The sequence below is a fragment of the Microbacterium sp. MM2322 genome (assembly GCF_964186585.1).
Taxonomy (GTDB): Bacteria; Actinomycetota; Actinomycetes; order Actinomycetales; family Microbacteriaceae; genus Microbacterium.
The window spans coordinates 861892-884767 of sequence record NZ_OZ075067.1; the positions used below are offsets into that span (position 1 = coordinate 861892).

22 protein-coding genes and 2 tRNA genes are annotated in these 22876 nt (G+C 69.1%); 18 read left to right on the forward strand and 6 right to left on the reverse strand.

Annotated features, from left to right (window positions below):
- Positions 1–6: 6 nt before the first annotated feature.
- Positions 7–645, forward strand: a complete 639-nt coding sequence (locus ABQ271_RS04160) for a thymidine kinase (RefSeq protein WP_349310265.1) — start codon at positions 7–9, stop codon at positions 643–645.
- A 12-nt stretch (positions 646–657) separates the two neighbouring features.
- On the opposite strand, the gene ABQ271_RS04165 is transcribed toward ABQ271_RS04160, so the two are convergent.
- The 4 genes from ABQ271_RS04165 to ABQ271_RS04180 form a co-directional block, all read right to left on the reverse strand.
- The gene (locus ABQ271_RS04165; protein WP_349310266.1) at positions 658–1422 is read right to left on the reverse strand and encodes an HAD-IIB family hydrolase; all 765 of its coding nucleotides are present in this window, start codon (positions 1420–1422) and stop codon (positions 658–660) included.
- 86 nt (positions 1423–1508) lie between these two features.
- Positions 1509–1582: transfer RNA gene (locus ABQ271_RS04170), tRNA-Pro, on the reverse strand.
- 16 nt (positions 1583–1598) lie between these two features.
- Positions 1599–2561, reverse strand: coding sequence for a metallophosphoesterase (locus ABQ271_RS04175; protein WP_349310267.1), 963 nt, complete (start codon positions 2559–2561; stop codon positions 1599–1601).
- Positions 2558–5257, reverse strand: a complete 2700-nt coding sequence (locus ABQ271_RS04180; RefSeq protein WP_349310268.1) for a transglycosylase domain-containing protein — start codon at positions 5255–5257, stop codon at positions 2558–2560. Before ABQ271_RS04180 ends, ABQ271_RS04175 begins: the two co-directional genes overlap by 4 nt.
- 97 nt (positions 5258–5354) lie before the next feature.
- On the opposite strand from ABQ271_RS04180, the gene ABQ271_RS04185 reads away from it, so the two are divergent.
- From ABQ271_RS04185 to ABQ271_RS04195, 3 genes are all read left to right on the forward strand, one after another.
- Entirely contained in the window at positions 5355–5573 is a 219-nt protein-coding gene (locus ABQ271_RS04185) for a DUF4177 domain-containing protein (protein WP_036313401.1), read from the forward strand.
- On the forward strand, positions 5573–6040 hold the full coding sequence (locus ABQ271_RS04190) for a RidA family protein (RefSeq protein ID WP_349310269.1): 468 nt from the start codon (positions 5573–5575) through the stop codon (positions 6038–6040). Before ABQ271_RS04185 ends, ABQ271_RS04190 begins: the two co-directional genes overlap by 1 nt.
- A 74-nt stretch (positions 6041–6114) precedes the next feature.
- Entirely contained in the window at positions 6115–7095 is a 981-nt protein-coding gene (locus ABQ271_RS04195; protein WP_349310270.1) for a nuclear transport factor 2 family protein, read from the forward strand.
- 5 nt (positions 7096–7100) lie between these two features.
- On the opposite strand, the gene acs is transcribed toward ABQ271_RS04195, so the two are convergent.
- On the reverse strand, positions 7101–9071 hold the full coding sequence (gene acs / locus ABQ271_RS04200) for an acetate--CoA ligase (RefSeq protein WP_349310271.1): 1971 nt from the start codon (positions 9069–9071) through the stop codon (positions 7101–7103).
- Between the two features lie 364 nt (positions 9072–9435).
- On the opposite strand from acs, the gene ABQ271_RS04205 reads away from it, so the two are divergent.
- The 12 genes from ABQ271_RS04205 (at position 9436) to ABQ271_RS04260 (ending at position 21168) form a co-directional block, all read left to right on the forward strand.
- A complete protein-coding gene (locus ABQ271_RS04205; RefSeq protein ID WP_349310272.1) occupies positions 9436–10425 on the forward strand; it encodes a TadA family conjugal transfer-associated ATPase in 990 nt (329 codons plus the stop codon).
- Entirely contained in the window at positions 10422–11315 is an 894-nt protein-coding gene (locus tag ABQ271_RS04210; RefSeq protein WP_349310273.1) for a type II secretion system F family protein, read from the forward strand. Before ABQ271_RS04205 ends, ABQ271_RS04210 begins: the two co-directional genes overlap by 4 nt.
- A gap of 41 nt (positions 11316–11356) precedes the next feature.
- Entirely contained in the window at positions 11357–11560 is a 204-nt protein-coding gene (locus ABQ271_RS04215) for a DUF4244 domain-containing protein (RefSeq protein WP_307468277.1), read from the forward strand.
- Entirely contained in the window at positions 11557–11895 is a 339-nt protein-coding gene (locus ABQ271_RS04220; RefSeq protein ID WP_349310274.1) for a TadE family type IV pilus minor pilin, read from the forward strand. The genes ABQ271_RS04215 and ABQ271_RS04220 overlap by 4 nt, the downstream gene beginning before the upstream one ends.
- Positions 11895–12221 (forward strand): Rv3654c family TadE-like protein, encoded by a 327-nt coding sequence (locus tag ABQ271_RS04225; RefSeq protein ID WP_349310275.1) that lies wholly within the window; start codon positions 11895–11897, stop codon positions 12219–12221. Before ABQ271_RS04220 ends, ABQ271_RS04225 begins: the two co-directional genes overlap by 1 nt.
- A gap of 77 nt (positions 12222–12298) precedes the next feature.
- On the forward strand, positions 12299–14962 hold the full coding sequence (gene topA, locus ABQ271_RS04230; protein WP_349310276.1) for a type I DNA topoisomerase: 2664 nt from the start codon (positions 12299–12301) through the stop codon (positions 14960–14962).
- On the forward strand, positions 14959–15594 hold the full coding sequence (gene tmk / locus ABQ271_RS04235) for a dTMP kinase (RefSeq protein ID WP_349310277.1): 636 nt from the start codon (positions 14959–14961) through the stop codon (positions 15592–15594). The genes topA and tmk overlap by 4 nt, the downstream gene beginning before the upstream one ends.
- 30 nt (positions 15595–15624) lie before the next feature.
- A complete protein-coding gene (locus ABQ271_RS04240; RefSeq protein ID WP_349310278.1) occupies positions 15625–16779 on the forward strand; it encodes a DNA polymerase III subunit delta' in 1155 nt (384 codons plus the stop codon).
- On the forward strand, positions 16776–18329 hold the full coding sequence (locus ABQ271_RS04245) for an alpha/beta hydrolase (RefSeq protein ID WP_349310279.1): 1554 nt from the start codon (positions 16776–16778) through the stop codon (positions 18327–18329). The genes ABQ271_RS04240 and ABQ271_RS04245 overlap by 4 nt, the downstream gene beginning before the upstream one ends.
- Positions 18330–18397: 68 nt before the next feature.
- Positions 18398–18473 (forward strand) — tRNA-Thr (locus tag ABQ271_RS04250).
- 17 nt (positions 18474–18490) lie between these two features.
- Positions 18491–18880: a hypothetical protein gene (locus ABQ271_RS04255; protein ID WP_349310280.1), complete on the forward strand. Its 390-nt coding sequence runs from the start codon at positions 18491–18493 to the stop codon at positions 18878–18880.
- A 53-nt stretch (positions 18881–18933) separates the two neighbouring features.
- Entirely contained in the window at positions 18934–21168 is a 2235-nt protein-coding gene (locus ABQ271_RS04260) for an efflux RND transporter permease subunit (protein ID WP_349310281.1), read from the forward strand.
- A 6-nt stretch (positions 21169–21174) separates the two neighbouring features.
- Here ABQ271_RS04260 and ABQ271_RS04265 read toward each other — a convergent pair whose 3' ends face one another.
- Positions 21175–21561, reverse strand: coding sequence for a DUF3054 domain-containing protein (locus ABQ271_RS04265; protein WP_349310282.1), 387 nt, complete (start codon positions 21559–21561; stop codon positions 21175–21177).
- Positions 21562–21633: 72 nt separating this feature from the next.
- Between ABQ271_RS04265 and ABQ271_RS04270 the strand changes: the two genes are divergently transcribed.
- Positions 21634–22233: an isochorismatase family protein gene (locus ABQ271_RS04270; protein ID WP_349310283.1), complete on the forward strand. Its 600-nt coding sequence runs from the start codon at positions 21634–21636 to the stop codon at positions 22231–22233.
- Complete coding sequence (locus ABQ271_RS04275; RefSeq protein ID WP_349310284.1) at positions 22230–22853, forward strand: DUF2510 domain-containing protein; 624 nt, start codon at positions 22230–22232, stop codon at positions 22851–22853. Before ABQ271_RS04270 ends, ABQ271_RS04275 begins: the two co-directional genes overlap by 4 nt.
- Positions 22854–22876: the final 23 nt, after the last annotated feature.

Sequence of the window (22876 nt, forward strand, 5' to 3'; positions counted from 1 at the left end):
GCGCCCGTGGCGAAGCTCTACTTCCGCTACGGCGCGATGAATTCCGGCAAGTCGACGGCTCTGCTGCAGGCCGCGTTCAACTACGAGGAACGCGGCCAGCACGTGTTGCTGGCCAAGCCCGAGATCGATACGAAGGGCGCCGACCAGATCTCGAGCCGCCTGGGCGTCGAGCGAACGGTCGACTTCCTCATCGGACCCGAGGACGACGCCCGCGAGCTGTTCGCCGTGCATCGCAGGCGCGTGCAGCGAGAGGCCGAGGCGGCGCTCGTGCCGGACGTCCAGACGGATGTCGCATGCCTGCTCGTCGACGAGGCGCAGTTCCTGCAGCCGGAGCAGATCGACGACCTTCTGCGGGTCGCGGTGAGCGACGGCATCCCGGTGCTGGCCTACGGCATCCGCACCGACTTCCAGACCCGTGCGTTCCCCGGGTCGGCGCGACTCATGGAGCTCGCCCACAGCCTCGAAGAGCTCAAGACCATCTGCCGCTGCGGCAGTAAGGCGCTCTTCAACGCGCGCCTCGTGGGCGGCCGGTTCGTCTTCGACGGTGACCAGGTCGCGATTGACGAGCTGTCACCCGACCGGGTCACCTACGAGTCGATGTGCGCGCGCTGCTACCTGCGCGAGTCGGGGGAGCGGCTGCGCTGAGGCCCTGACGCGTCAGCGCGCGGGAAGGGTAGGGATCAGCTCGTCGAGGAACTCTGCGGTGTCCTCCCAACCCTCCACGGCGTGACAGGTGACGCCCATCGCCAGGACGGGGTAGTCGTTGCCGTGCTCGTCGAGCCGGTCGCCGACGAACAGCATGTCGTCGAGGGAGATCCCGGTCTGCTCGGCGAGCTTCTTCATGCCGTACGACTTGTCGATACCGCGGTGAGTGATGTCGACCGACGTCGACCCGCCCGAGCGGACCTCGAGATCCGGGATGCGGGCGGCCACCGCGTCGCGGAGGGTGTTCTTCTTCTCGCCCGTCGGGTCCCACGCGGTCTTGGCTTCGAGGGGAGCGGACTGGCCGAGAGCGGAGAAGGTGATCTGCGAGCCGCGGTCCTCGAGGATCGGACCCCACGTCTCGCTCTCCCACAGGCCGAGGCGCTTCGCCTCCTCCTCAACGGCGGCCAGGGCGCGGGCCTTCTCATCGTCGGTGAGCGACAGGGCGTAGACCGTCTCGATCCCGGCCTCGGTGAGCCGGTAGTACTGCGTGCCGCAGGTGGGCATGAGGTGCAGGCGGGCGAGGGTCGCGGCATCCGTCTCGGGAAGGCGATCGACCACCTGTGTCTGGAACTGCTGCAGCTGCCCGCCCGAGATGATGGCGACCTCGACCCGGTCGGCGAGTCGCAGAAGCAGGTCGCCCATCCGGGGATCGATCGCCGTCTTCGACGGGGCGAGCGTGTCGTCGAGGTCGAAGGCGACGAGGCGGGGAGAGGTCATGATGCTCCGTTTCGCGGGAGGTGCGATGGCCCCTCCGAGGAGGGATGCGAAAGGCCCCGCCGGTATCCGGCGGAGCCTCTCTGCAGTCGGGGTGACAGGATTTGAACCTGCGGCCTCGTCGTCCCGAACGACGCGCGCTACCAAGCTGCGCCACACCCCGTGGCAACCCTCCGAGTCTACCCTGCCGACTGCCTCTCGGGCGAATCGGCCGCACGTCGAGCCCGCAGGACGAGGACGGATGCCTCGGGTCGACAGCCGAAGCGGATGGGCGCGTAGATCGAGTGTCCGAGGCCTGCGCTGACGTTCAGCGGGACGCTCCGACCGTCGTGGGTCCAGAGGCTCCGACCGCGTGCCTGGTCGAGGGGGATGTCGCAGTTCGAGACGAGTGCCTTCTTCGCGAACGGGATGCGGACCTGGCCGCCGTGCGTGTGACCGGCGAGGAGCAGGTCGGTGCCGACATCCGTGAAGGCGTCCAACACCCGTCGGTACGGTGCGTGGGTGACGCCCAGACGAACTCGGGCGGTGTCGTCGCCCAGGGCACGGAACGCGGCCGTGGCGGCAGGAAGGTCGTCGAGCTCGCGGTGAGCGTCGTCGACACCGAGCGCGTCGATGCGCACTCCGCCGATTCGGACGCTGGCCGCTGTGTTGTCGATCTGGGTCTCGCCGAGGCCGGTGAGGAACTCGTCGAGTGCGTCCGTGTCGAGCGACGGGGTGAACTCCACATCCGTGGACGGCCCGGAGAAGTACTTGAAAGGGTTGCGGGCACTGGGGGCGATCTTGTCGTTCGAGCCGTGGACGAAGAAGCCCGGCACGCCGCGGAGAGGGGAGAAGGCCGTACGGAGGCCATGAAGACCGTCGGGGTGCCCGAGGTTGTCACCCGTGTTGATGACGAGGTCGGGTTGCACGCGGTCGGTGATGTCCGCGATCCACCGCTGCTTGCGGTGCTGCCAGGGCGCCATGTGCGCGTCCGACAGGTGGAGGACCGTCACGGACGGACTGCCCGGGGGCAGGACCGCGAGCTCGTGCCTGCGCAGCGTGAAGAGGTAGCGCTCGATGCCGACGCCCCAGACACCGGCGGCGACGCCGACCGCCCCCACCGCGCCGAGCGTAGTGAGGGCGGTCTGTGCGGCGGGCCTCACGGGCCGTTGCCGTTGCCGGGGCCGTTGCCGCCGTTGCCGGGCTTGTTGCTGTCGTCGCCCTCGCCGCCGTCGCAGTTCTTCGACTGGTAGTTGACGGTGATCGGGGTGTCGCGAGACACGGTCTCACCGGCGGCCGGATCCGTCCCTGTGACGACGCCCTGGTCCGGGGCGCCCCCGTTGTCCTCGCAGCTCTGGGTCACGTTCGTGAATCCGGCGGCTCTGAGCGCGGAGGTCGCGTCTTGCGGGGTACCGCTGACTCCCGGGACGACGACGCCTTCCCCGTCACTGGGGTTGATCGTGACCGTCGTTCCCGACACCACGCGGCCGGCGCCGGGCGACTGCTCGACGATCGTGCCTTCGGCCTCGGGGGACGGCACCGGGTCGCCGACCGTGACGCTGAAGCCGGCGTCCTCGATCCGCTCGGTCGCGGCGTCCACGTCGAGCCCGATGACGCTCGGCAACTGTGCGAACGAACGCTTCGTCAGCTCCGCCGACGGCTTCGGGAACGCCCCGCCGCCGAACTCCGCATTGGCGGCGCGTTGCATGGCGGGCCAGATCGAGTTTCGGATGCGGGAGAGCTTGTATCCGCTCTCCACATGCTCAGAGAGGCGCACGTTCACACGCTTGCCGTTCTTCTTCACCGCATCGACGTTGCCCACCCAGACGGCCGTCGTCACCTTGGTGCTGGAGCCGATCATCCAGGTGTGGATGTATTCGTGAATGCCCGTCTTCCCGAAGATCGGCACGCCGTCGAACGTGCGGGCGCCGCTGCCGGTTCCGCTCGCCGTCATGACGCCCTGGAGGACGAACGCGGCGGTGGCGGCGACGTCTTCGCTGAGCTTCCGTTCGCACTTCGTGTCGGGGATCGGCCGCTCGTTGCCGTCGGCGTCGACCACACGGTCGATGGCCTTGGCCGCGCAGAGCGTTCCGTTCGAGGCGATCGTCGCGTACGCGTTGGCCATGTCGATCGGGGCGACCGCGGACGAACCGAGGACGTTGTAGGGCCGGTTCGGCAGGTCGGCCGAGTAGCTCGGGACCTCCGTCAGAGGTGTCCCATCGCCCCACGTCACGCCGAGCTGGCCTGCGACCTCATTCGTGCTGCAGACCGAGATCTTCTCCGCCATCGACAGGAAGCCGGAGTTCAGGGAGTCCTTGGTGAAACGCGCCACGGTGCCGGTGTAGCCGCGGTTGTTCTCGAAGTTGTTTACCTTGTTCGAGCCGTCGGGCGCCTTGCCGGAACCGGTCCAGACTGTCTCGGTGTTCCCGTCGCACGTCTCCACCGTCTTCTTGCCGACGCGTCCGTTGACCATCTCGTTGACCGAATGCCCCTGCTGCATCCAGTTGATGAGGCTGAAGACCTTGTACGTCGACCCGGCCGAGTGACCGCCGCCGCCGTTCTTGTTGCGGACGTTGTAGTTGACCTGCGTGTTCGTGACGTTGTCGGGCTGGTCGCTCCACGGCCGGTTCTGGACCATGGAAAGGACACGGCCAGTACCGACCTCCACCTGCACCCCGGACGCGCCGAGGTTCATGTACGGCACATCGGCGGGCACGACGCTGATCGCCTTGTTCGCGGCCTTCTGCAGGGAGGTGTCGAGCGTCGTGTAGATCTTCAGCCCGCCTCGGCGGAGGGCGGCGATCCCTTCCTCCGGGGTCTTGCCGAAGGCGGGGTCGCTCCGGATGATCGAGGTGACGTAGGCGCAGAAGAACTCCGAACCCTTCGCCTCGGAGCATCCCTGCGGACGCGACGTGATCTTCGGCGTGATCGGCGCGGCCACGGCTTCGTCGTGCTCGGCCTGCGTGATCTTCTTGTCCTTCAACATGCGGTCCAGCACGTAGTCCTGGCGGACCTTCGTCAGCTTGTAGCCGTCGCCTGCGCCGTTGAGCGGCGTACCGTCCTTGGCAGTCGTCGACCCGGCCGGCTTGTCGATGCGCAGCACGTTGGGTTCCTGCACCATGCCCGCGATCGCAGCGGCCTGAGCGATGGTGAGCTTGTCCGGAGTGGTGTCGAAGTAGTGCCGCGCTGCGGCGCCGATCCCGTACGCCGACCCCCCGAAGTGAGCGATGTTGAGATACCCGATGAGGATCTGGTCCTTCGAGTACTCCTTTTCGAGCTGGATCGCGTAGCGCATCTCCTGGATCTTGCGCTGGTACCCCGACGTCCCCTGGTTGGCCGTGGACTCCTTGTAGCAGGCATCCACCTGGTCCTGATCGGTGGCCTGGGCCTCGCACGTCTGCTGCAGCACGTTCTTGACGTACTGCTGCGTGATCGAGGATCCACCGCGGTTCGAGCCGGAGCTGGCGTTCCGCGCTAGCGCACCAAGGGTGCCGAGGAGGTCGATTCCGCCGTGGGTGTAGAAGTTCTTGTCCTCACTCGAGAGGATCGCGTCGTACATCGCGGGAGCGACCTGATCGAAGGTCACCGGGATGCGGTTCTGGTCGTAGAACTCGGTGAGCTTGACGTCTTTGCCCGCGCTGTTCTTCGCGTAGATCGTCGTCGGCAGCATGAGCTTCTCGATCTTGAGGTAGCTCGGCATGTCCTCGAACATCTGGATCGCGCTCGACGCGGAATATCCGGTCACCGCGATCGCGGGAGTGATGGTCGCCGTGACGAGGAGACCGGCCACGGTGCTGAGACCGACGAGGCCCATGAGGCCTCCGAGCACACCGGTGGCCGTACGTTTCGAGTGGGGCATAGGCTGATGGTAAAGGAGATAACTGGGGGATGCCTCGGTGACGCTCCCTGTGTCGAGCCCGCCAGGGCCGCGCCGCGACGACCTCTGGGAGACCCGAATGATCACGTGGGAGTACATGACCACGCCCCTGCTCATCCACAACACCGCCGCCATCCTCAACAGCTGGGGCAAGCAGGGGTGGGAGCTCGTGCAGGTGGTGACCGGTCCCGAAGGCGGCCTCGTCGGCTACTTCAAGCGCCCCTCGGGTGGTGACGGCTCCGCGAACGCCGGGCTGGGTGCTGCGGCGGTCGCCGCACGTCAGTTCGGTGAGGGCTGATGTCGGTCACCGCACGTCTCGCCGAGCTCGGCATCGAGCTGGGCGAGGTCGTCCCGCCTCTCGCTGCGTACGTGCCCGCGAAGGTGCACGGCGATCTCGTCTACACCTCCGGTCAGCTCCCCATGGTCGAGGGGCGGATGCCGGCGACCGGAAAGGTCGGCGACGGTGAGGGCCTCGTGTCCGTCGACGACGCCGCCTCGCTCGCGCGTCAGTGCGCCCTCAATGCCATCTCGGCCGCTGCGGCCGCCGTCGGCGGGGTCGACCGGCTGACCGGTGTCGTGAAGGTGACGGGGTTCGTGGCATCCGTGCCCGAATTCACCGGCCACCCCACAGTGATCAACGGTGCGAGCACGGTGCTGGGCGAGATCTTCGGCGAGGCCGGTCGTCACGCGCGTTCCGCCGTCGGCGTCGCCGCGCTGCCGATCGACAGTCCCGTCGAGGTCGAGGTCGTTTTCTCCCTTTCTTGAACCGGGTGCACATTCTCAGCGAGCTGATACCCGGTCGGTGATCGGCCCACAGGTGCCATCGCCACGCTGAGGGCATGACCAGCACACGCGTCTCATCGCCCCTGCTTCTGCGCACCGCGGTCGTCTTCGCGGGTGCCGCCTTGCTGACCGGATGTGCCGCCGGCGTGCCCGCGGCATCCGCCCGCAGCACCCCGCCGGATTCACCCGCCGCCGTCGCCGCATCGGAGGCGACCGGTGGTTCGACCGTGGGTCGCGGGGACACCGCGACGGAACAGGCAAATTTGGCCGTTGTGACGCGGCTGTTCTCCGTCGCGTTCGACGATCCCGATTCCGCGGAGGCGCAGGCGGCGGCCGCGACGAGTATCGCGAAGGATGCCGTCGCCCACGGAACCGGCTCCGCGGCCGGACCCGCGGGCCTGCTCGCCCAGTTCGCGGCGGATCACCAGCGAGTCACGGGTGCGCAGATGGTCACCAAGCACACGGCGGCGGACGGGGACCTCGTCGCGATCCACTACCAGATCACCGCCGACCCCTCGGATGAACGAACGGGGGAGGCTGCGGCCGACGTGTTCCGCCTGTCGAGGGGCAAGATCGTCGAACGCTGGACCTTCGACCAGCCGGTCCCGCGGGGAAAGGCCGCGAGCGGCAACACGAACACGATGTTCAGTGACCTCTACACGCCGGCGAAGCCGTCACCGGCGCCGACCGAGGCTCAGGAGGAGAAGAACCGGGTCTTCGCGGTGAACGCGTACGACACTCTGTTCCGCGACCGAGATGTCAGCATCCTGGATCGAGCGTTCGACCCGGCTTACCTCCAACACAACCCGGTCGCACCGAACGGGACGGCGGCTCTCAAGGGCTTCTTCAGCGGCGGAGCGTCCTTCCCGGCGATGGAATCGACCGTCTCTCTCGCCGACGGTGACCTCGTGTGGACGCTGTCCCAAGCCGAGGGCGCGAAAGCGGACGACCCGTACAGCGCCCTCGACATCTTCCGTGTCGACGGGGGCCTCATCCGCGAACACTGGGATGTGGTCCCCGCCACCCCGGCGAGCTGAGCGACTTACTTCTTCGTCACCTGCCCCGAGATCGTCGACATCACCATCGTGTCGGCGAGGGTCGTCGTGTCGCCGACCTCTCGACCCTCCGCGACGTCGCGGAGGAGACGTCGCATGATCTTGCCGCTGCGGGTCTTGGGGAGTTCCGTCACGATGTAGACGTCCCGCGGACGGGCGATGGGGCCGATCTGCTCCCCGACCCAGGCGCGCAGCGTGTCGACGAGTCCGTCGAGGGAGTTCGCCTTCATGTACGACTCTTTGATGACGCAGAACGCGACGACCGCCTGGCCCGTCGTCTCATCCGATGCGCCGACGACCGCTGCCTCGGCGACGGCCTCGTTGCCGACGAGGGTGGATTCGATCTCGGTCGTCGAGAGGCGGTGCCCCGAGACGTTCATGACGTCGTCGACGCGTCCGAGGAACCAGACGTCGCCGTCCTCGTCGAGGCGAGCGCCGTCGCCCGCGAAGTAGTACCCCTGGGCGGCGAACTTGTCCCAGTAGGTCTCCTTGAACCGTTCCGGGTCGCCCCAGATGCCGCGCAGCATGCTCGGCCAGGGCTCGGTCAGTACGAGCAGACCACCGTTGCCGTTGCCGACCTCCTGACCCTGATCGTCGACGACGTCGAGGCTGATTCCGGGAAGCGGCACCTGCGCGCTGCCGGGTTTCGTCTCGGTCACGCCCGGGAGGGCGGACACCATGATGGCCCCGGTCTCGGTCTGCCACCAGGTGTCGACGATGGGGGCCCGATCGCCGCCGATGACGTGGCGGTACCACATCCATGCCTCGGGGTTGATGGGTTCGCCGACGCTACCCAGAAGTCGCAGCGACGTCAGATCGTGCTGCTCCGGGATGCTGCGGCCGAGCTTCATGAACGAACGGATCGCGGTCGGTGCGGTGTAGAGGATCGTCACGCCGTACTTCGCGACGATCTCCCACCACCGGCCCGGATGCGGGGTGTCCGGCGTTCCTTCGTAGATCACCTGCGTCGCGCCGTTGGCGAGGGGCCCGTACGTGACGTACGTGTGCCCCGTGATCCAGCCGATGTCGGCCGTGCACCAGTACACGTCCGTCTCGGGCTGCAGATCGTGGACGACCTTGTTCGTGAACGCCGCCTGGGTCAGGTACCCGCCACTCGTGTGCAGGATGCCCTTCGGCTTCCCGGTCGTCCCCGACGTGTAGAGGATGAAGAGGGGGTTCTCGGCCGGGAACGGCTGCGCGACGTGATCGGCGGATGCCGCGGGCACGACCTCGTGCCACCAGAGGTCACGGCCCTCCTGCCAGCTGACCTCGTTCTCGGTGCGCTGGACGACGAGGACGTGCTCGACAGTCTCCTGCGGGCCGTGTCCGCGGTCGGCGAGGGCCTGGTCGACGGCGGGCTTGAGCGGGGATGCCTTGCCCTTGCGGTAGCCGCCGTCGCTCGTGATGACGAGCTTGGCGCCGGCGTCGTCGATGCGGGATCGGAGGCTGTCGGCCGAGAAGCCGCCGAAGACGACGGAGTGGATCGCGCCGATGCGGGCGACGGCGAGCATCGAGGCGACGGCCTCGGGGATCATCGGCAGGTAGATGGCGACACGGTCGCCGGCTTCGACCCCGAGATCGGTCAGGACGTTCGCGAGGCGTTTCACCTCGTCGGTGAGTTCGGCGTAGGTGACGCGCCGCTCATCGCCTGGCTCACCCTCCCAAAGAAGGGCGACACGGTCGCCGAGTCCTGCCTCGACGTGCCGATCGAGGCAGTTGTAAGCGACGTTCAGTTCGCCGTCCTCGAACCAGGTCGCGAACGGCGGGTTCGACCAATCGAGAACCTTGGTGAACGGCGTCTGCCAGTGGAGGGTGCGGGCCTGCTCGGCCCAGAACGCTTCGCGGTCGGACGATGCGGCCTCATAGAGGTCGACCTGGGCATTTGCTCGAGCTGCGAAGTCCGCCGACGGCGCGAAGCGTCGGGTCTCGGTGAGGAGGTGGTCGATCTGGCTGCTCATGCGGCGCTCCTTTGCGTCAGGCCTCCGTGGCCGTGTGCGGCGATGCGGCAACTCTAGATTTTTCGGCAGCGGCCCGACTACCTCCGATAGTGGGTGCGGCGACCGAAGAGCGCAACGGGCACTCGGGCGCGACGGATGAGCGTAAGATCGTTACCGCCCGAACATCGATTCGGCTTCGCGGTCGCGCTGATCCCCCCTGAAGCGCGATCGCGTGGGCGGCACCCTTTCCCCCAATGGGTGCCGCCCTCCTCTTTTATCCGACGCCCCGTCGTCGTTTCCTGCACACGCGCAGCTGCCGCCCGGTCATTCACCGTGGGCGTTCCGGCGGGGCCGTCGATCCGACGCCCCACCTAGCGTCGTGGGCATGTCGCACCCGTTCATCGTCGCCCCTCGAGGCGGAGCCACCGCCGCCGCGCCGCGAGCGGTGCCGCGGCATCCCGTGGTGTCACCTCTCCGTCGGTACCTCGCCGATCCCGCCGTGACGGATGTCTTCGTGAACGGTACCGAGGGGTTGTACGTCGACCGCGGCGGTGGCGCGGAGCGCGTGGCGGAGTGGACGCTCGGCGAAGAGGCCGTGCGTGAGCTCGCGGTCGGACTCATCGCGCTCGGCGGGCGCCACCTCGACGACGCCACCCCGTGTGCCGACGTGCGGTGGGAGCACGGCGTGCGTGTTCACGCGGTCCTTCCGCCGATCTCGTGCACGGGAGCGACGATCTCCATCCGGCTGCCGGGGACGGGGATGCCCGATCTCGACGACCTCGGCCGCCGCGGCGCGTTCGACGCGGCCATGGGCGCCCGGCTCGAAAGGCTCGTCGACGAACGCGCGAACGTGCTCGTGACGGGGGCGACCGGAGCGGGGAAGACCACCCTGCTCGCAGCCCTCCTCGGTCGCGTCCCGGTGTCGGAGCGGATCGTGACGATCGAGGACGTCGCCGAGCTCCGTATCGCCCACCCGCATCACGTCCGGCTGGAAGCGCGTCAGGCGAACCTCGAGGGGGTCGGCGCGATCGCGCTCGGGCGACTCCTCCGGGAAGCGTTGCGGATGCGACCGGATCGCCTCGTGGTGGGGGAGTGTCGAGGTGAGGAAGTCCGCGAACTTCTCACCGCGCTCAACACCGGCCATGACGGCGGCGCGGGAACGGTGCACGCCAGTGGCCTCGCCGACGTTCCGGCGCGACTCGAGGCTCTCGGCGCACTCGCCGGAATGGACGACCGTGCCCTCGCCCGCCAGACCGCCAGCGCCATCGGTGCCGTCGTCCACATCGAACGCGGTCGCGACGGTGTTCGCCGGGTCACCGGGATCGCGCGTCCCGTCGTGCGGGACGACCGACTCGGTATCGAGGTGGTCGCGTGAGGTTACGCAGACGTACGGATGCCGCTCCGCCCCCGGACGCGGCAGCGGTCGCCACGGTCGTGCAGCGCCTCGCTGTGCTGCTGCAGGCCGGTATCGCACCGACCGCAGCGTGGCGGCATCTGGCTGACGCCGGGGACGACACCGCGGCGGCCGTCTGCGAACGACTGGATGCCGGGGGCACGGCAGCTTCGGCGCTTACCGACCGGGGCGGCGCGTGGCAGCAGATCGGGGTGGCGTGGCAGGTGGCGAGCGTCGTCGGCGCACCGCTCGCCGTGAGCCTGAGAGGCCTGGCCGAGGCGCTCCGCGACGCGCACCAGGCGCGCGACGACGTCCGCACGGCGCTCGCCGAGCCTCAGACGACAGCACGATTGATCGCCTGGCTTCCGTTGGTGGCCCTCGGTCTGGGCGCCGCGCTCGGGTTCGACCCGTTCTCCGCTCTGGCGACGCCGGCCGGGGCTGTCTGCCTCATCGCCGGCGGACTCCTGATGCTGGCGACTCACCGCTGGACCCGCGCCCTCGTCGCCCGTGCGCAACCGGGGCAGGAGATCCCCGGGCTCGACGCCGAAGTGATCGCCATCGCCCTGTCGGGCGGCGTATCCATCCCCCGGGCACTCGATGTCGTCTCCACAGCGTCCGGGATCGAGCCCACTGCCGGGACGACCTCGGTCCTCGCGCTCTCCCGTTCCGCCGGTGCGCCTGCCGTCGAACTGCTGCGAGCGGATGCCGCGGCCCGGCGCCAGGCAGCGCGGACAGAGGGGCGGCTCCGGGCCGCATCCCTCTCCGGGCGCCTCCTGCTTCCGCTGGGGGTCTGCACCCTCCCGGCGTTTCTGCTGCTCGGAGTCGGACCGATGTTGCTCTCGGTCCTCACCACCACCCCGCTCACGCTGTGAGCCCAGACGTGCCCACCATTCCCAACCCATCGGAGGAGATCATGACAACCCACGACCTGCCCACGCTGACCCGCCGCCGCGCGGCGGAGCTGTTCGCCGACGAGTCCGGCGCCGCGACCGCGGAGTACGCCATCGCGACGATGGCCGCCGTGGCCTTCGCTGGACTCCTGGTGATCATCATGCGCTCGGACGAGGTGCGCGGCATCCTCACCGACCTGGTCCGGCGCGCCCTCACCGTCTCATGAGGCGGGACGAGCGGGGATCGGTCGCGGCGGAGTTCGCCGTGACGGTCCCCGCCGTCGTCCTCGTGATCGTCCTTGCGGTCTCGGCGCTCTCGGTGGGAGGGCGGCAGGTGCGGCTCGAACATGCCGCCGCGCAGGCTGCGCGGCTCGCGGCGCGTGAGGAGCCCGCCGATCGGGTGCGCGCAGCGGCCACCGCGCTCGCCGCGGGGGCGTCGGTGACGACGCGACGCGACGGTGATCTGGTGTGCGCCGACCTGGTTGCGGCGGCCGGCGTTCCGCTGCCGCTTCCCGAACTCCGCGCGTCGTCGTGCGCGCTCACCGCACCGGAGGTCGGCTGATGGCGGGTTCGGCGACGACGGTCGGGGTTCTCGCCGTCACGGCCACGCTCGCGGTCGGCTTCGTCGCGGCCGGGGCTGCCGCGGCCTCCTCGGCTCGGGCGGCCGGAGCCGCCGACGCCGCGGCGCTCGCGGCAGCAGACACGGCGTCGGGCCTCGTGGCGGGGGAGCCGTGTGCTCAGGCGGCGGACGTGGCAGGGCGTGTCGGCGCGTCGCTCACCGCGTGTCGCATCGAGGGTCTCATCGCCACGGTCGAGGTCTCCCTCGACGTCGGCCCCCTGGCCGCGCGGGCGCGCGCTCGCGCGGGGCCTCCGCCGGGGGCGCCCTGACCGGCACCGGGGCGAGGGCTCTCAGCGTGCTCTTGACAACTCGGTGTGTATGGTGTGCAACGAAGAAAGGACGCCACGTGGCACAGGGCAAGAAGCTCGTCATCGTCGAGTCGCCGACGAAGATGCGCTCCATCCAGGGATACCTGGGTGATGGATACGAAGTCATGAGTTCGGTCGGGCACATCCGCGATCTCGCCGACAAGAAGGACATCCCCGCGGAGCTGAAGAAGACCTCCGTCGGGAAGTACTCCATCGACATCGAGAACGACTTCACCCCTCTTTATGTGGAGAGCGATCGAGGGAAGAAGACGGTCTCCGAGCTCAAGCGCGCTCTGAAGAACGCCGACGAACTCCTGCTCGCCACTGATGAGGACCGCGAAGGCGAAGCCATCGCGTGGCACCTCCTCGAGACCCTGAAGCCGAAGGTCCCCGTCAAGCGGATGGTCTTCCACGAGATCACGAAGGACGCCATCCAGGCCGCGGTGAAGAACACCCGCGAACTCGACCACGCCCTCGTGGACGCGCAGGAGACCCGTCGCATCCTCGACCGCCTCTACGGGTGGGACGTCTCCGACGTCACGCGCCGCAAGGTCGGCCAGGGCACCAGCGCCGGCCGCGTGCAGTCCGCCGCGACCCGCATGGTCGTCGAGCGTGAGCGCGAGCGCATGGCGTTCGTCTCCGCCTCGTACTGGGACGTCGACTCGACCGCGGTCAAGGGAACGGATGCGTTCGCCATCCGCCTCGCCCGCCTCGACGGCGCACCCCTCGCCCGCGGCACCGACTTCGACGACACCGGCTCGCTCAAGAAGGCCGTCGTGGTCCTCACCGAAGAGCAGGCCCGCGAGCTCGCCGCCGCGCTCGAGGCGTCGGCTGCGGCATCCGTCGTCAGCGTCGAGGCCAAGCCCGGCACGCGCAGCCCCAAGCCGCCCTTCACCACCTCGACCCTCCAGCAGGAGGCCGGTCGCAAGCTCTCGATGAGCGCCAAGCACGCCATGGGCGTCGCGCAGCGGCTCTACGAAAAGGGCTACATCACGTACATGCGTACCGACTCGACCGCGCTGTCGGCGCAGGCGGTCACTGCGGCACGCACGCAGGCGGTCGCCCTCTACGGCGACAAGGCCGTGCCGGCCAACCCGCGCAGCTACCGCAACAACGCGAAGAACGCGCAGGAAGCGCACGAGGCGATCCGTCCTTCGGGCGAGCACTTCCGGACTCCGCAGGAAGTCACCTCCGGACTCGACCGCGACGAGCTGCGTCTGTACGACCTCATCTGGAAGCGCACCGTCGCCAGCCAGATGGCCGATGCGAAGTACGAGACCACGACCGTCACGATCGACGCGGATGCCGCCGGTAAGACGGCGACGTTCACGGCATCCGGCACCGTCTACACCTTCAAGGGCTTCCTCGAGGCCTACGAAGAGGGCCGCGACGAGAAGCGCAGCGACAACGACCGCGCCGACGAGCAGGCGTTGCCCGCGCTCGCGGTCGGCGACGCCCTCCGGCTGACCGACGTCGAGCCGAAGGGTCACGCGACCAGCCCGAAGCCCCGCTACACCGAGGCATCCCTCGTGAAGGCGCTGGAGGAGCACGGCATCGGTCGCCCGTCGACCTTCGCGAGCATCATCGATGTGATCCTCGACCGCGGGTACGTCTCGAAGCGCGGTCAGGCGCTCGTGCCCAGCTGGCTCGCCTTCAGCATCGTGCGCCTGCTTGAAGAGCACTTCGCCGACCTGGTCGACTACGACTTCACCGCCGCCCTCGAGGACGACCTCGATTCGATCGCCCGCGGGGAGCAGAACCGGGCAGCCTGGCTGCGCGAGTTCTACTTCGGGTCGGAAGGCCATGTGGGCCTCCGCAACATCGTCGACAACCTCGGTGACATCGACGCCCGCGAGATCAACTCGACGAAGATCGGCGACGTCGCGGTCCTCCGCTTCGGTCGCTACGGTCCGTACCTCGAAGTCGTCGGCGACGACCCCGAGACGCCGCGTCGCATCAACGTTCCCGAGGACCTCGCACCCGACGAGCTCACCCCCGCAAAGGCGCGCGAACTGATCGACGCGCCCGTCGGCGGTGATCGCGTGCTCGGCCAGAATCCCGAGACCGGCCGCGATGTCGTCATCAAGGACGGCCGGTTCGGGCCGTATCTCGAAGAGGTGCTCCCCGAAGAGGAGGCGCCCGCCGAGGACGTCAAGCCGAAGCGCGGTGCGAAGAAGGTCGTCGCCCCGAAGCCCAAGCGCGCCTCGCTGTTCAAGAGCATGTCGCCCGAGACGATCGACCTCGACACCGCGCTGAAGCTCCTGTCGCTGCCTCGCGAAGTGGGGGCGGACCCGGAGTCGGGAACCGTCATCACGGCGCAAAACGGTCCCTACGGCCCGTACATCAAGAAGGGCACCGACTCGCGGAGCATCGAGAGCGAGGACATGATCTTCGACATCACCCTCGAACAGGCGCTCGAGATCTACTCGCAGCCGAAGTACGCGAACCGTGCCGCGACCTCGATCAAGGAATTCGAGCCCGATCCGGTCAGCGGCAAGCCGATCCGCATCAAAGACGGCCGGTTCGGTGCCTACGTCACCGATGGCACGACGAACGTGACGATCCCGCGCGGCCAGACCGCCGACGACATCACGTTCGAGGTCGCCGTGCAGATGCTCGCCGACAAGCGTGCGAAGGGGCCCGCGCCCAAGCGCACGACCCGCAAGCCCGCGGCGCGTAAGCCGGCGGCGAAGAAGAAGTGACCTCCGGGCTCTGGATCACCCTCGAGGGTGGCGACGGGTCGGGCAAGACGACGCAGGCGGCCCTGCTGGAGCAGTGGCTCCGAGAGCAGGGCCGCAGCGTCGTCCGCACGCGCGAGCCAGGGGGCACCGACGTCGGCGTTCTGATCCGCGACATCGTCCTGCACCACCGGGGAGACATCGCGCCGCGCGCCGAGGCCCTGCTGTACGCGGCCGACCGCGCGCATCACGTCGCGACCCTCGTGCGTCCGGCCATTGCGCGCGGTGACGTGGTCATCCAGGACCGCTACCTCGACAGCTCCGTCGCGTACCAGGGCGCCGGACGTGTGCTCGACGGCGACCAGATCCGCGACCTCTCGCTCTGGGCTGCGGAAGGCGCTCTTCCCGACGTCACCGTCCTTCTCGACGTCGACCCGGCGACCGCGCGGCAGCGGCTGGATGCCGCCGAAAAGCCGTTCGACCGGCTCGAGGCCGAGAAGGGCGCGTTCCACGAACGGGTGCGCGCCGCGTTCCTCGCGCTGGCCGACGCCGAGCCCGAGCGTTTCCTCGTCGTCGACGCGACCCAGCCGGTCGAGGCCATCGCCGAGGCGATCCGAACGCGAGTCGCCGAACGCCTGTCCACACCCTCGTCCTGAGGGTCGCCGGCACCTCGTAGGCTGAACGGCATGACCGCCACCACTGTCGACGTGCTCCCGTGGGGCGAGGTCTGGGGCCAGGATGAGGCCGTCGCCCAGTTGCGGGCCGCGGCATCCGACCCCTCGCAGATGTCGCACGCGTGGCTCATCACCGGTCCGCCCGGATCCGGACGATCGACCCTCGCCTACGCGTTCGCCGCTGCGCTCATCGCGGAGCCCGGGGATGAGAACGCAATGCGTCAGGTGATGGCTCGGACCCACCCCGACCTCGCAGCGCTCCGCACCGAAGGCGTCATCATCTCGATCAAGGACGCCCGGTCGCTCGTCGAGCGGTCGTACTTCTCGCCGTCGCTCGGCCGATACCGCGTCATGATCATGGAGGACGCCGATCGCATGGTCGAGCGGACGAGCAACGTCCTCCTCAAAGCCCTCGAAGAGCCGCCCGAGCAGACCGTGTGGATCCTCTGCGCCCCGAGCGACGCGGATCTCCTTCCCACGATCCGCTCCCGCGTCCGGATCCTCCGGCTGCGGGAACCCGACGTCGCAGACGTCGCCCGACTGATCGTGCAGCGCACCGGCGTCGACGAGGCGGTCGCCGAGCAGTCGGCGCGCCTCGCGCAGCGCCACATCGGCATGGCGCAGCGGTTGGCGACGGATGCCGCATCCCGAGAGCGTCGTGAGCGCACCCTCCGGGGAGTCCTGCGCGTCCGCGGCGTCGGCGACGCCGTCGAGGTCGCCGCGACGATCGTGCAGTCCGCCACCGACGACGCGAAAGCCCTCACCGCGGCGCGCGACGAAGGTGAGCGCGACTCGCTCCTCCGAACCCTCGGCGTGCCGCCCGGGAGTGCCGTGCCGCCTGCCGTGCGCAGTCAGCTGAGCGCCCTGGAGGATGAGCAGAAGCGGCGCGCGACCCGCAGCCTGCGGGACGGGATCGACCGGGTGCTGACGGACCTCGAGTCCCTCTACCGCGACACGCTGATGCGTCAGTTCGGTCGCGACACCGACCTCATCAATCGCGAGTTGACGGCTGAGATCGAGGCGCTCGCGGCGGCCTGGACCCCGCAGCACACCCTGACGGTGCTCGACTCGATCGCTCTGACGCGGACCAACCTGCAGGGCAACGCCGCCCCCGCCCTCGCTCTCGAGAGCATGCTCATCACCGTCGCGACGGGACGCACCCAGTGATCCGCGGAGCCTGGCGCCGCGCGGCGGCCGCTCTCTTGGCCGCAGGCACGATCGCCGCCGTGCTGGTCGGGTGCACGCCGAAGGCGAATACGGATGCCGCGCCGCACCGCACGCCGATCACCAAGGGTGCCCCGGCCGGTTTCGAGGAGTACTACGGCCAGAAGGTCGCCTGGGAGAAGTGCCGTGGGATCGGCGAGGGCGACTACTACTGCGCCTCGATCACGGCGCCTCGCGACTGGACCGACGCGGCGGGTGGCGACATCGAGCTGTCCATCATCGTGCGCCTCGCGTCGGGCGGGACGTCGCAGGGGTCGCTCTTCGTGAACCCGGGCGGGCCCGGTGCCAGCGGCGTCGACCTCGTGCAGCAGTCCGCCGGATTCGCCGTCGGGAACGAGCTCCTCCAGAGCTACGACGTCGTGGGCTTCGACCCGCGGGGCGTCGGACGATCGACCGCCGTCCGCTGCCTCGACGCCACCGCCATGGACGACTACCTCTTCGATCTGCCTGCGGCCCCCCGCGGCACACCCGAGCGGGAGGGCGAACAGCGCGCCGCCGCTGAGGCCTTCGCCCGCGCGTGCGAGGTCAACAGCGATGGGCTCCTGCCGTTCGTCACGACCCAGAACGCCGCTCGCGATCTCGACCTCCTGCGCGGCGTGCTCGGTGACGAGAAGCTGTCCTACCTGGGCTACTCGTACGGCTCGTTCCTCGGGGCGACGTACGCCGAACTGTTCCCTCAGAACGTCGGCCGTGTCGTGCTCGACGGCGGACTCGACCCGTCGATCCCCAGCGCGGTCGTCGGGGCGCGGCAGGCCATCGGGTTCCAGTCGGCGCTCGATGCGTACCTGACGAGTTGCGTCGGCGGATCCGACTGCCCGTTCGACGGCCCGCTCGCGACCGCCGAACAGCAGCTCTCCGATGCGATCGCCGCGGTCGACGCGTCTCCGCTGACAGCGAGCGACGGCCGGATGCTGGGGGGCGATGCCCTTGTGATGGGGATCATCTCGGCGCTCTACAGCGAGGGCAACTGGTCGCCGTTGTCGTCGGCGCTCACCGCAGTCCTCGAGGGGGATGCCGACGAGATGTTCGGGCTGGTCGACCGGTATTACAACCGGTACGACGGGAGGTACCTCGACAATTCGACGGAGGCATTCTCGGCATACAACTGCATGGACTACCCCGCCGATCCGGACGACGTGGTCGCCGCAGCGAACGCGGAGGTGGCAGAGAAGGCGCCGACATTCGCGCCCTACTGGACATCGGATGTCTCGCTCTGCGACGCGTGGCCGTACCCGCCGACCGGCACACGGAGCGAGATCCACGCCGACGGCGCGGCCCCCATTCTGGTCATCGGCACGACGAACGACCCCGCGACCCCGTACGAGTGGTCGGCGGCCCTCGCGAAGCAGCTGAGCTCCGGCATCCTGCTCACCCGGGTAGGGGAGGGGCACACCGGTTTCAACAAGGGGAACGCCTGCATCGATGACGCTGTCGTCGCGTACTTCGAGGACGACAAAGTCCCGGCTGGCGATCTCCGCTGCGAGGCCGGTTGAGTCCCGCGTTCGCCGCATCCCTCCGGACCCTGTAAGATCGATAATCGTGCAACGCGCGAGCGAAGCGCGCCACCTTAGCTCAGACGGCAGAGCGATTCACTCGTAATGAATAGGTCAAGGGTTCGATTCCCTTAGGTGGCTCCAGAACAGAGGACACACGGGTGACACAAGCCCTCGATGCGATTCTCGAGATCTTCACCTGGGTCGGATTCGGTGCGGCATTCGCCCTCGGAATCGTCTCGGTGATCGTGTGGGCAGCGGACGGCAGTTGGCTGTCCGCGGAGGCGTACCTCGACGAGGACGGCCACACGCTTCGCTGGATCGACAGCGAGGGCGACGTGAACTCGGCATCCCTCTCGGAGGCAGACCGGGCCCGTGTGGGCGCCGATCACAAGGCGCAGATCTGGTACCGCCACGGATGGCACGACCGGATGCGGTTCACGCGCCGCCCGCCCGTGCTGCGCCTGCTCGTGGGGCTCACCATCGGCGGGGCTGCGCTGGGTCTCGCGGCGACGGGGGCGTCCATCGTCGCGTACTTCGTCCGCGCCTGATCGCTCGATGACACATATTGCTGAAAAAGCGTATATCTAGATAATCTAGGTATATGTCTCCTGCATCGACGCCTTCCCGATGGTTGCGCATCGCGCTGCCGCTCGTCCTCGTCGTCATCTGGCTGGCCGGTGGCTCGATCGGCGGACCGTACTTCGGCAAGGTCGACGAAGTCTCGACCAACGATCAGTCGAGCTTCCTGCCGCAGAGCGCCGAGTCGACGCAGGTGCAGGAGCGCCTGGACGACTTCCTCGGCGGCGATGCGATCCCCGCCCTCGTCGTCTTCGACGCCGGTCGCGCGCTCGACGACGCGCAGCTGCAGGACGTGCAGGCTCTCACCGACAAGATCGGTGCCCTCGACGGCGTGCAGGAGGTGTCCCCGGCGATCCCGTCCGAGGACGGAGAAGCGGCGCAGGTCGTCGTCTCGATCGATGCCTCGGGCGAGGTGACCGACATCGTCGGAGAGGTTCGAGAGCTGGTCGCTGCAGATGCACCCGACGGCGTGAAGGCCTGGGTGACCGGCCCCGCCGGCTTCACCGCGGACCTCGCGACCGGTTTCACCGGCATCGACGGGCTGCTGCTGCTCGTCGCGCTCGGTGCCGTCTTCGTGATCCTCGTGATCGTCTACCGCTCGCCGCTCCTGCCTCTCCTCGTGCTGCTGACCTCGGTGTTCGCCCTCTGCGTCGCGCTCCTCAGCGTGTGGTGGCTCGCCAAAGCCGAGATCGTCGTCCTCAACGGCCAGGTCCAAGGCATCCTCTTCATCCTGGTCATCGGCGCCGCGACCGACTACGCGCTTCTCTACGTCGCCCGCTTCCGTGAGGCGATCGGGGAGGGGAGGAAGAGGTGGGATGCCGCGACCACCGCCTGGAAGGGGGCGGTCGAGCCGATCCTCGCCTCCGGCGGCACCGTCATCGCGGGGCTCCTCTGCCTGCTGCTCAGTGACCTCGCGAGCAACCGCGCCCTCGGCCCCATCGCCTCGATCGGGATCGCGTTCGCGATGCTCTCGGCGCTCACGTTCCTCCCGGCTCTCCTCGCCCTGGTGGGGCGCGCGGCATTCTGGCCGTTCATCCCCAAGGCGGGCATGACAGAGCTCCCCGTCGACTTGACCCAGCCCACCCGAGGCCTCTGGGCGAGGCTCGCGCGGTTCGTCGCGCGCCGCGCGCGGATCGTCTGGATCGTCTCCACGGTCGTGCTGCTCGCGGCATCCGTCGGTGTGACGCAGTTGAAGGCCGACGGCGTTCCCGCGAGCGAGCTCGTTCTCGGGGCGTCTCAGGCCCGCGACGGGCAGGCCGCCCTCGCCGAGCACTTCCCGGCGGGATCCGGCAGCCCGCTCTATGTCATCGTCCCCGAGGCCGAGGCGCCCGATGCGGCGGAGCTCATCGCGGATCAGGCCGGCATCGAGTCGGTGGGTGTCGTGTCGGCCGATGCGCCTGCCGGCCAGGCCGACGTCGCCGTCGAGGGCGGCCAGCTCGTCCTCACCGCGCAGGGACCTCCCGGAACGGCCGCGCCGGCACCCACCGTCGACGGCGGCGACGTCATGCTCGTCGCGACCCTCTCGGACGCCGCCGACTCGATCGCGGCGGAGGACACCGTGCGGGACCTGCGCGAGGCGATCTCCGGGACCTCGCTCGACGCCGTCGTGGGCGGCACCACGGCGGTCGACCTCGACACCAACGACACGTCGATCCGCGACCGGACGGTCATCATCCCCGTCATCCTCGTGGTGGTCCTGCTGATCCTCATGCTGCTGCTGCGGTCGATCCTCGCTCCCGTGCTCCTGATCCTCAGCGTCATCGTCTCGTTCGCGGCGGCACTCGGAGTCAGCGCACTCGTGTTCAACGACGTGTTCGGCTTCCCTGGCGGCGACCCGGCGGTGCCGCTCTACGGTTTCGTCTTCCTCGTGGCGCTGGGGATCGACTACAACATCTTCCTGATGTCGCGCGTGCGCGAGGAGTCCGTCCGCCACGGGACGCGTCGCGGCATCCTTCGCGGGCTGGTCGCGACGGGCGGCGTGATCACCTCGGCAGGGCTCGTGCTGGCGGCGACGTTCGCTGCACTCGGCGTCATCCAGATCCTGTTCCTCGTCCAGCTCGCGTTCATCGTCGCGTTCGGCGTGCTGCTCGACACGTTCATCGTGCGCTCGCTCCTCGTGCCGGCGCTGGCGTACGACATCGGAAAGGCCATCTGGTGGCCGTCGAAGCTGTCGCGGGTCGACGCTGACGAGGCGCCGGAGGCTCCGGTCGCGGGGGAGATGACACGAGCCGAGTACCGACGGACGCTCGACGCGTGACGACGGTCAGCGCCGTCGGCGTCCGACCAGCGCGGCGATCGCCCGCCAGCCGACCAGCATCACGAGCAGGGTGATCGTCGCGACGATCACGAACGCGACCTGCACCCCCTGGCCCGACAGCGCCCGCAGGATCATGCCGCCGGCGACCGTGACGATCCACACCGGGATGCCGGTGCGGACGATCGCCCTCGGCGACCGCCACGCCAGCGACACGAGCCACCCGATGACGAGTGCCGCGAGGAACGGCCCCGCCGTCGTCGCGAGCCCGGCGAATACCGCCTCGGTGTGGCTGGCGCGTCCGATCGCCGCGAAGACCGTGACGAGGACGACGTCGAGTGCGAAAGCGGCGAGGATCCCGCCGGTGGTGTGGGTGTGGGCGACGGGGGCGGCCATCCCGCCAGCGTAGTCGGAGCCGACGGTGACGCAGGGCTGACTGCCGACCTCATCTGGTCGTACTCTCGAGACATGACCCGAGCCCTGTTCATCGTCGATGTGCAGAACGATTTCACCGAGGGCGGCGCCCTGGGCGTCGACGGTGGTGATGCCGTCGCTGCGGCGATCACCGACCACCTGAAGAACCACGCCGACGACTACGACGTGATCGTGGCCTCCCGCGACTGGCACGACGGCGACGGTGACAACGGCGGGCACTTCTCTGCCGCCCCCGACTTCGTCGATTCGTGGCCGGTGCACTGCGTCGCCGGCAGCACCGGCGCGGACTACGACCCGGGACTCGACACCTCCGCCGTCACCCACCACGTGAAGAAGGGGCAGGGCATCCCCGCCTATTCGCTCTTCGAGGGCGTGACGGATGCCGGTGAGACGGTCGCCGACATCCTCACCTCCCACGGGGTCGTCGAGGTCGACGTCACCGGTATCGCGACGGATCACTGCGTCCGCGCGTCGGCGCTCGACGCGATCGCGCACGGCCGACACGTGCGGATCCTCACGGACCTCATCGCCGGGGTCGCCCCGGCGCCGAGCGAAGCGGCTCTCGCCGAACTCGCCCACGCCGGAGCGGAGCTGGCCTCGGCCGCCGGCATCGGCGACGAGGACGGTCGGTGAGCCGCCAGGCGCCGGCAGGCTGGTACGCCGATCCCGGCGAGCCGGGGCAGCTGCGCTGGTGGGACGGCACGGACTGGGCGACCGACACGGTGGCCCCGGCAGCGGGCGAGGCCGTGGCGGACGCTCCGGATCCCGCGCCCGCTGCCGTCGCCGCAGCGCCCGCCCGTCCGGGTACCGTCTGGATCTGGGCGGCCATCGCGGCATCCGCTCTGCCGCTCTACACGGGAGTGTTCCTCGACGCCGCGGCCTTCGCCCGGCTCGGCGGGCCATCCTCGGGGCTGACCCCGGCCGGCGGGATCGTCGCCGGTCTCGCCTCCCTCATCGTCGTCGACCTCGTCCTCGTGGCGTTCGCCGTGCTGTTCGCGTGGCTCGATCACCGCACGCTCCGCCGACGCGGGATCGAGGCGCCGTTCGCGTGGGGGTGGTCGGCTCTCGCCGCTGTCCTCACCCTCGGCGTCTACGTCGTCGGGCGCACCGTCATCGTCCACCGTCGCACCGGGCGCGGCCTCGCGCCGCTCTGGGCATGGCTCGCTGTCACCCTCGTGGGTCTCGTCGTGTTCGCGGTGTGGATCACGGCGTTCTCGGACGCGGCCTGGGTGGCGGTCACGACCTCACGCTGATCTTCACGTGATGGTCATCTGCG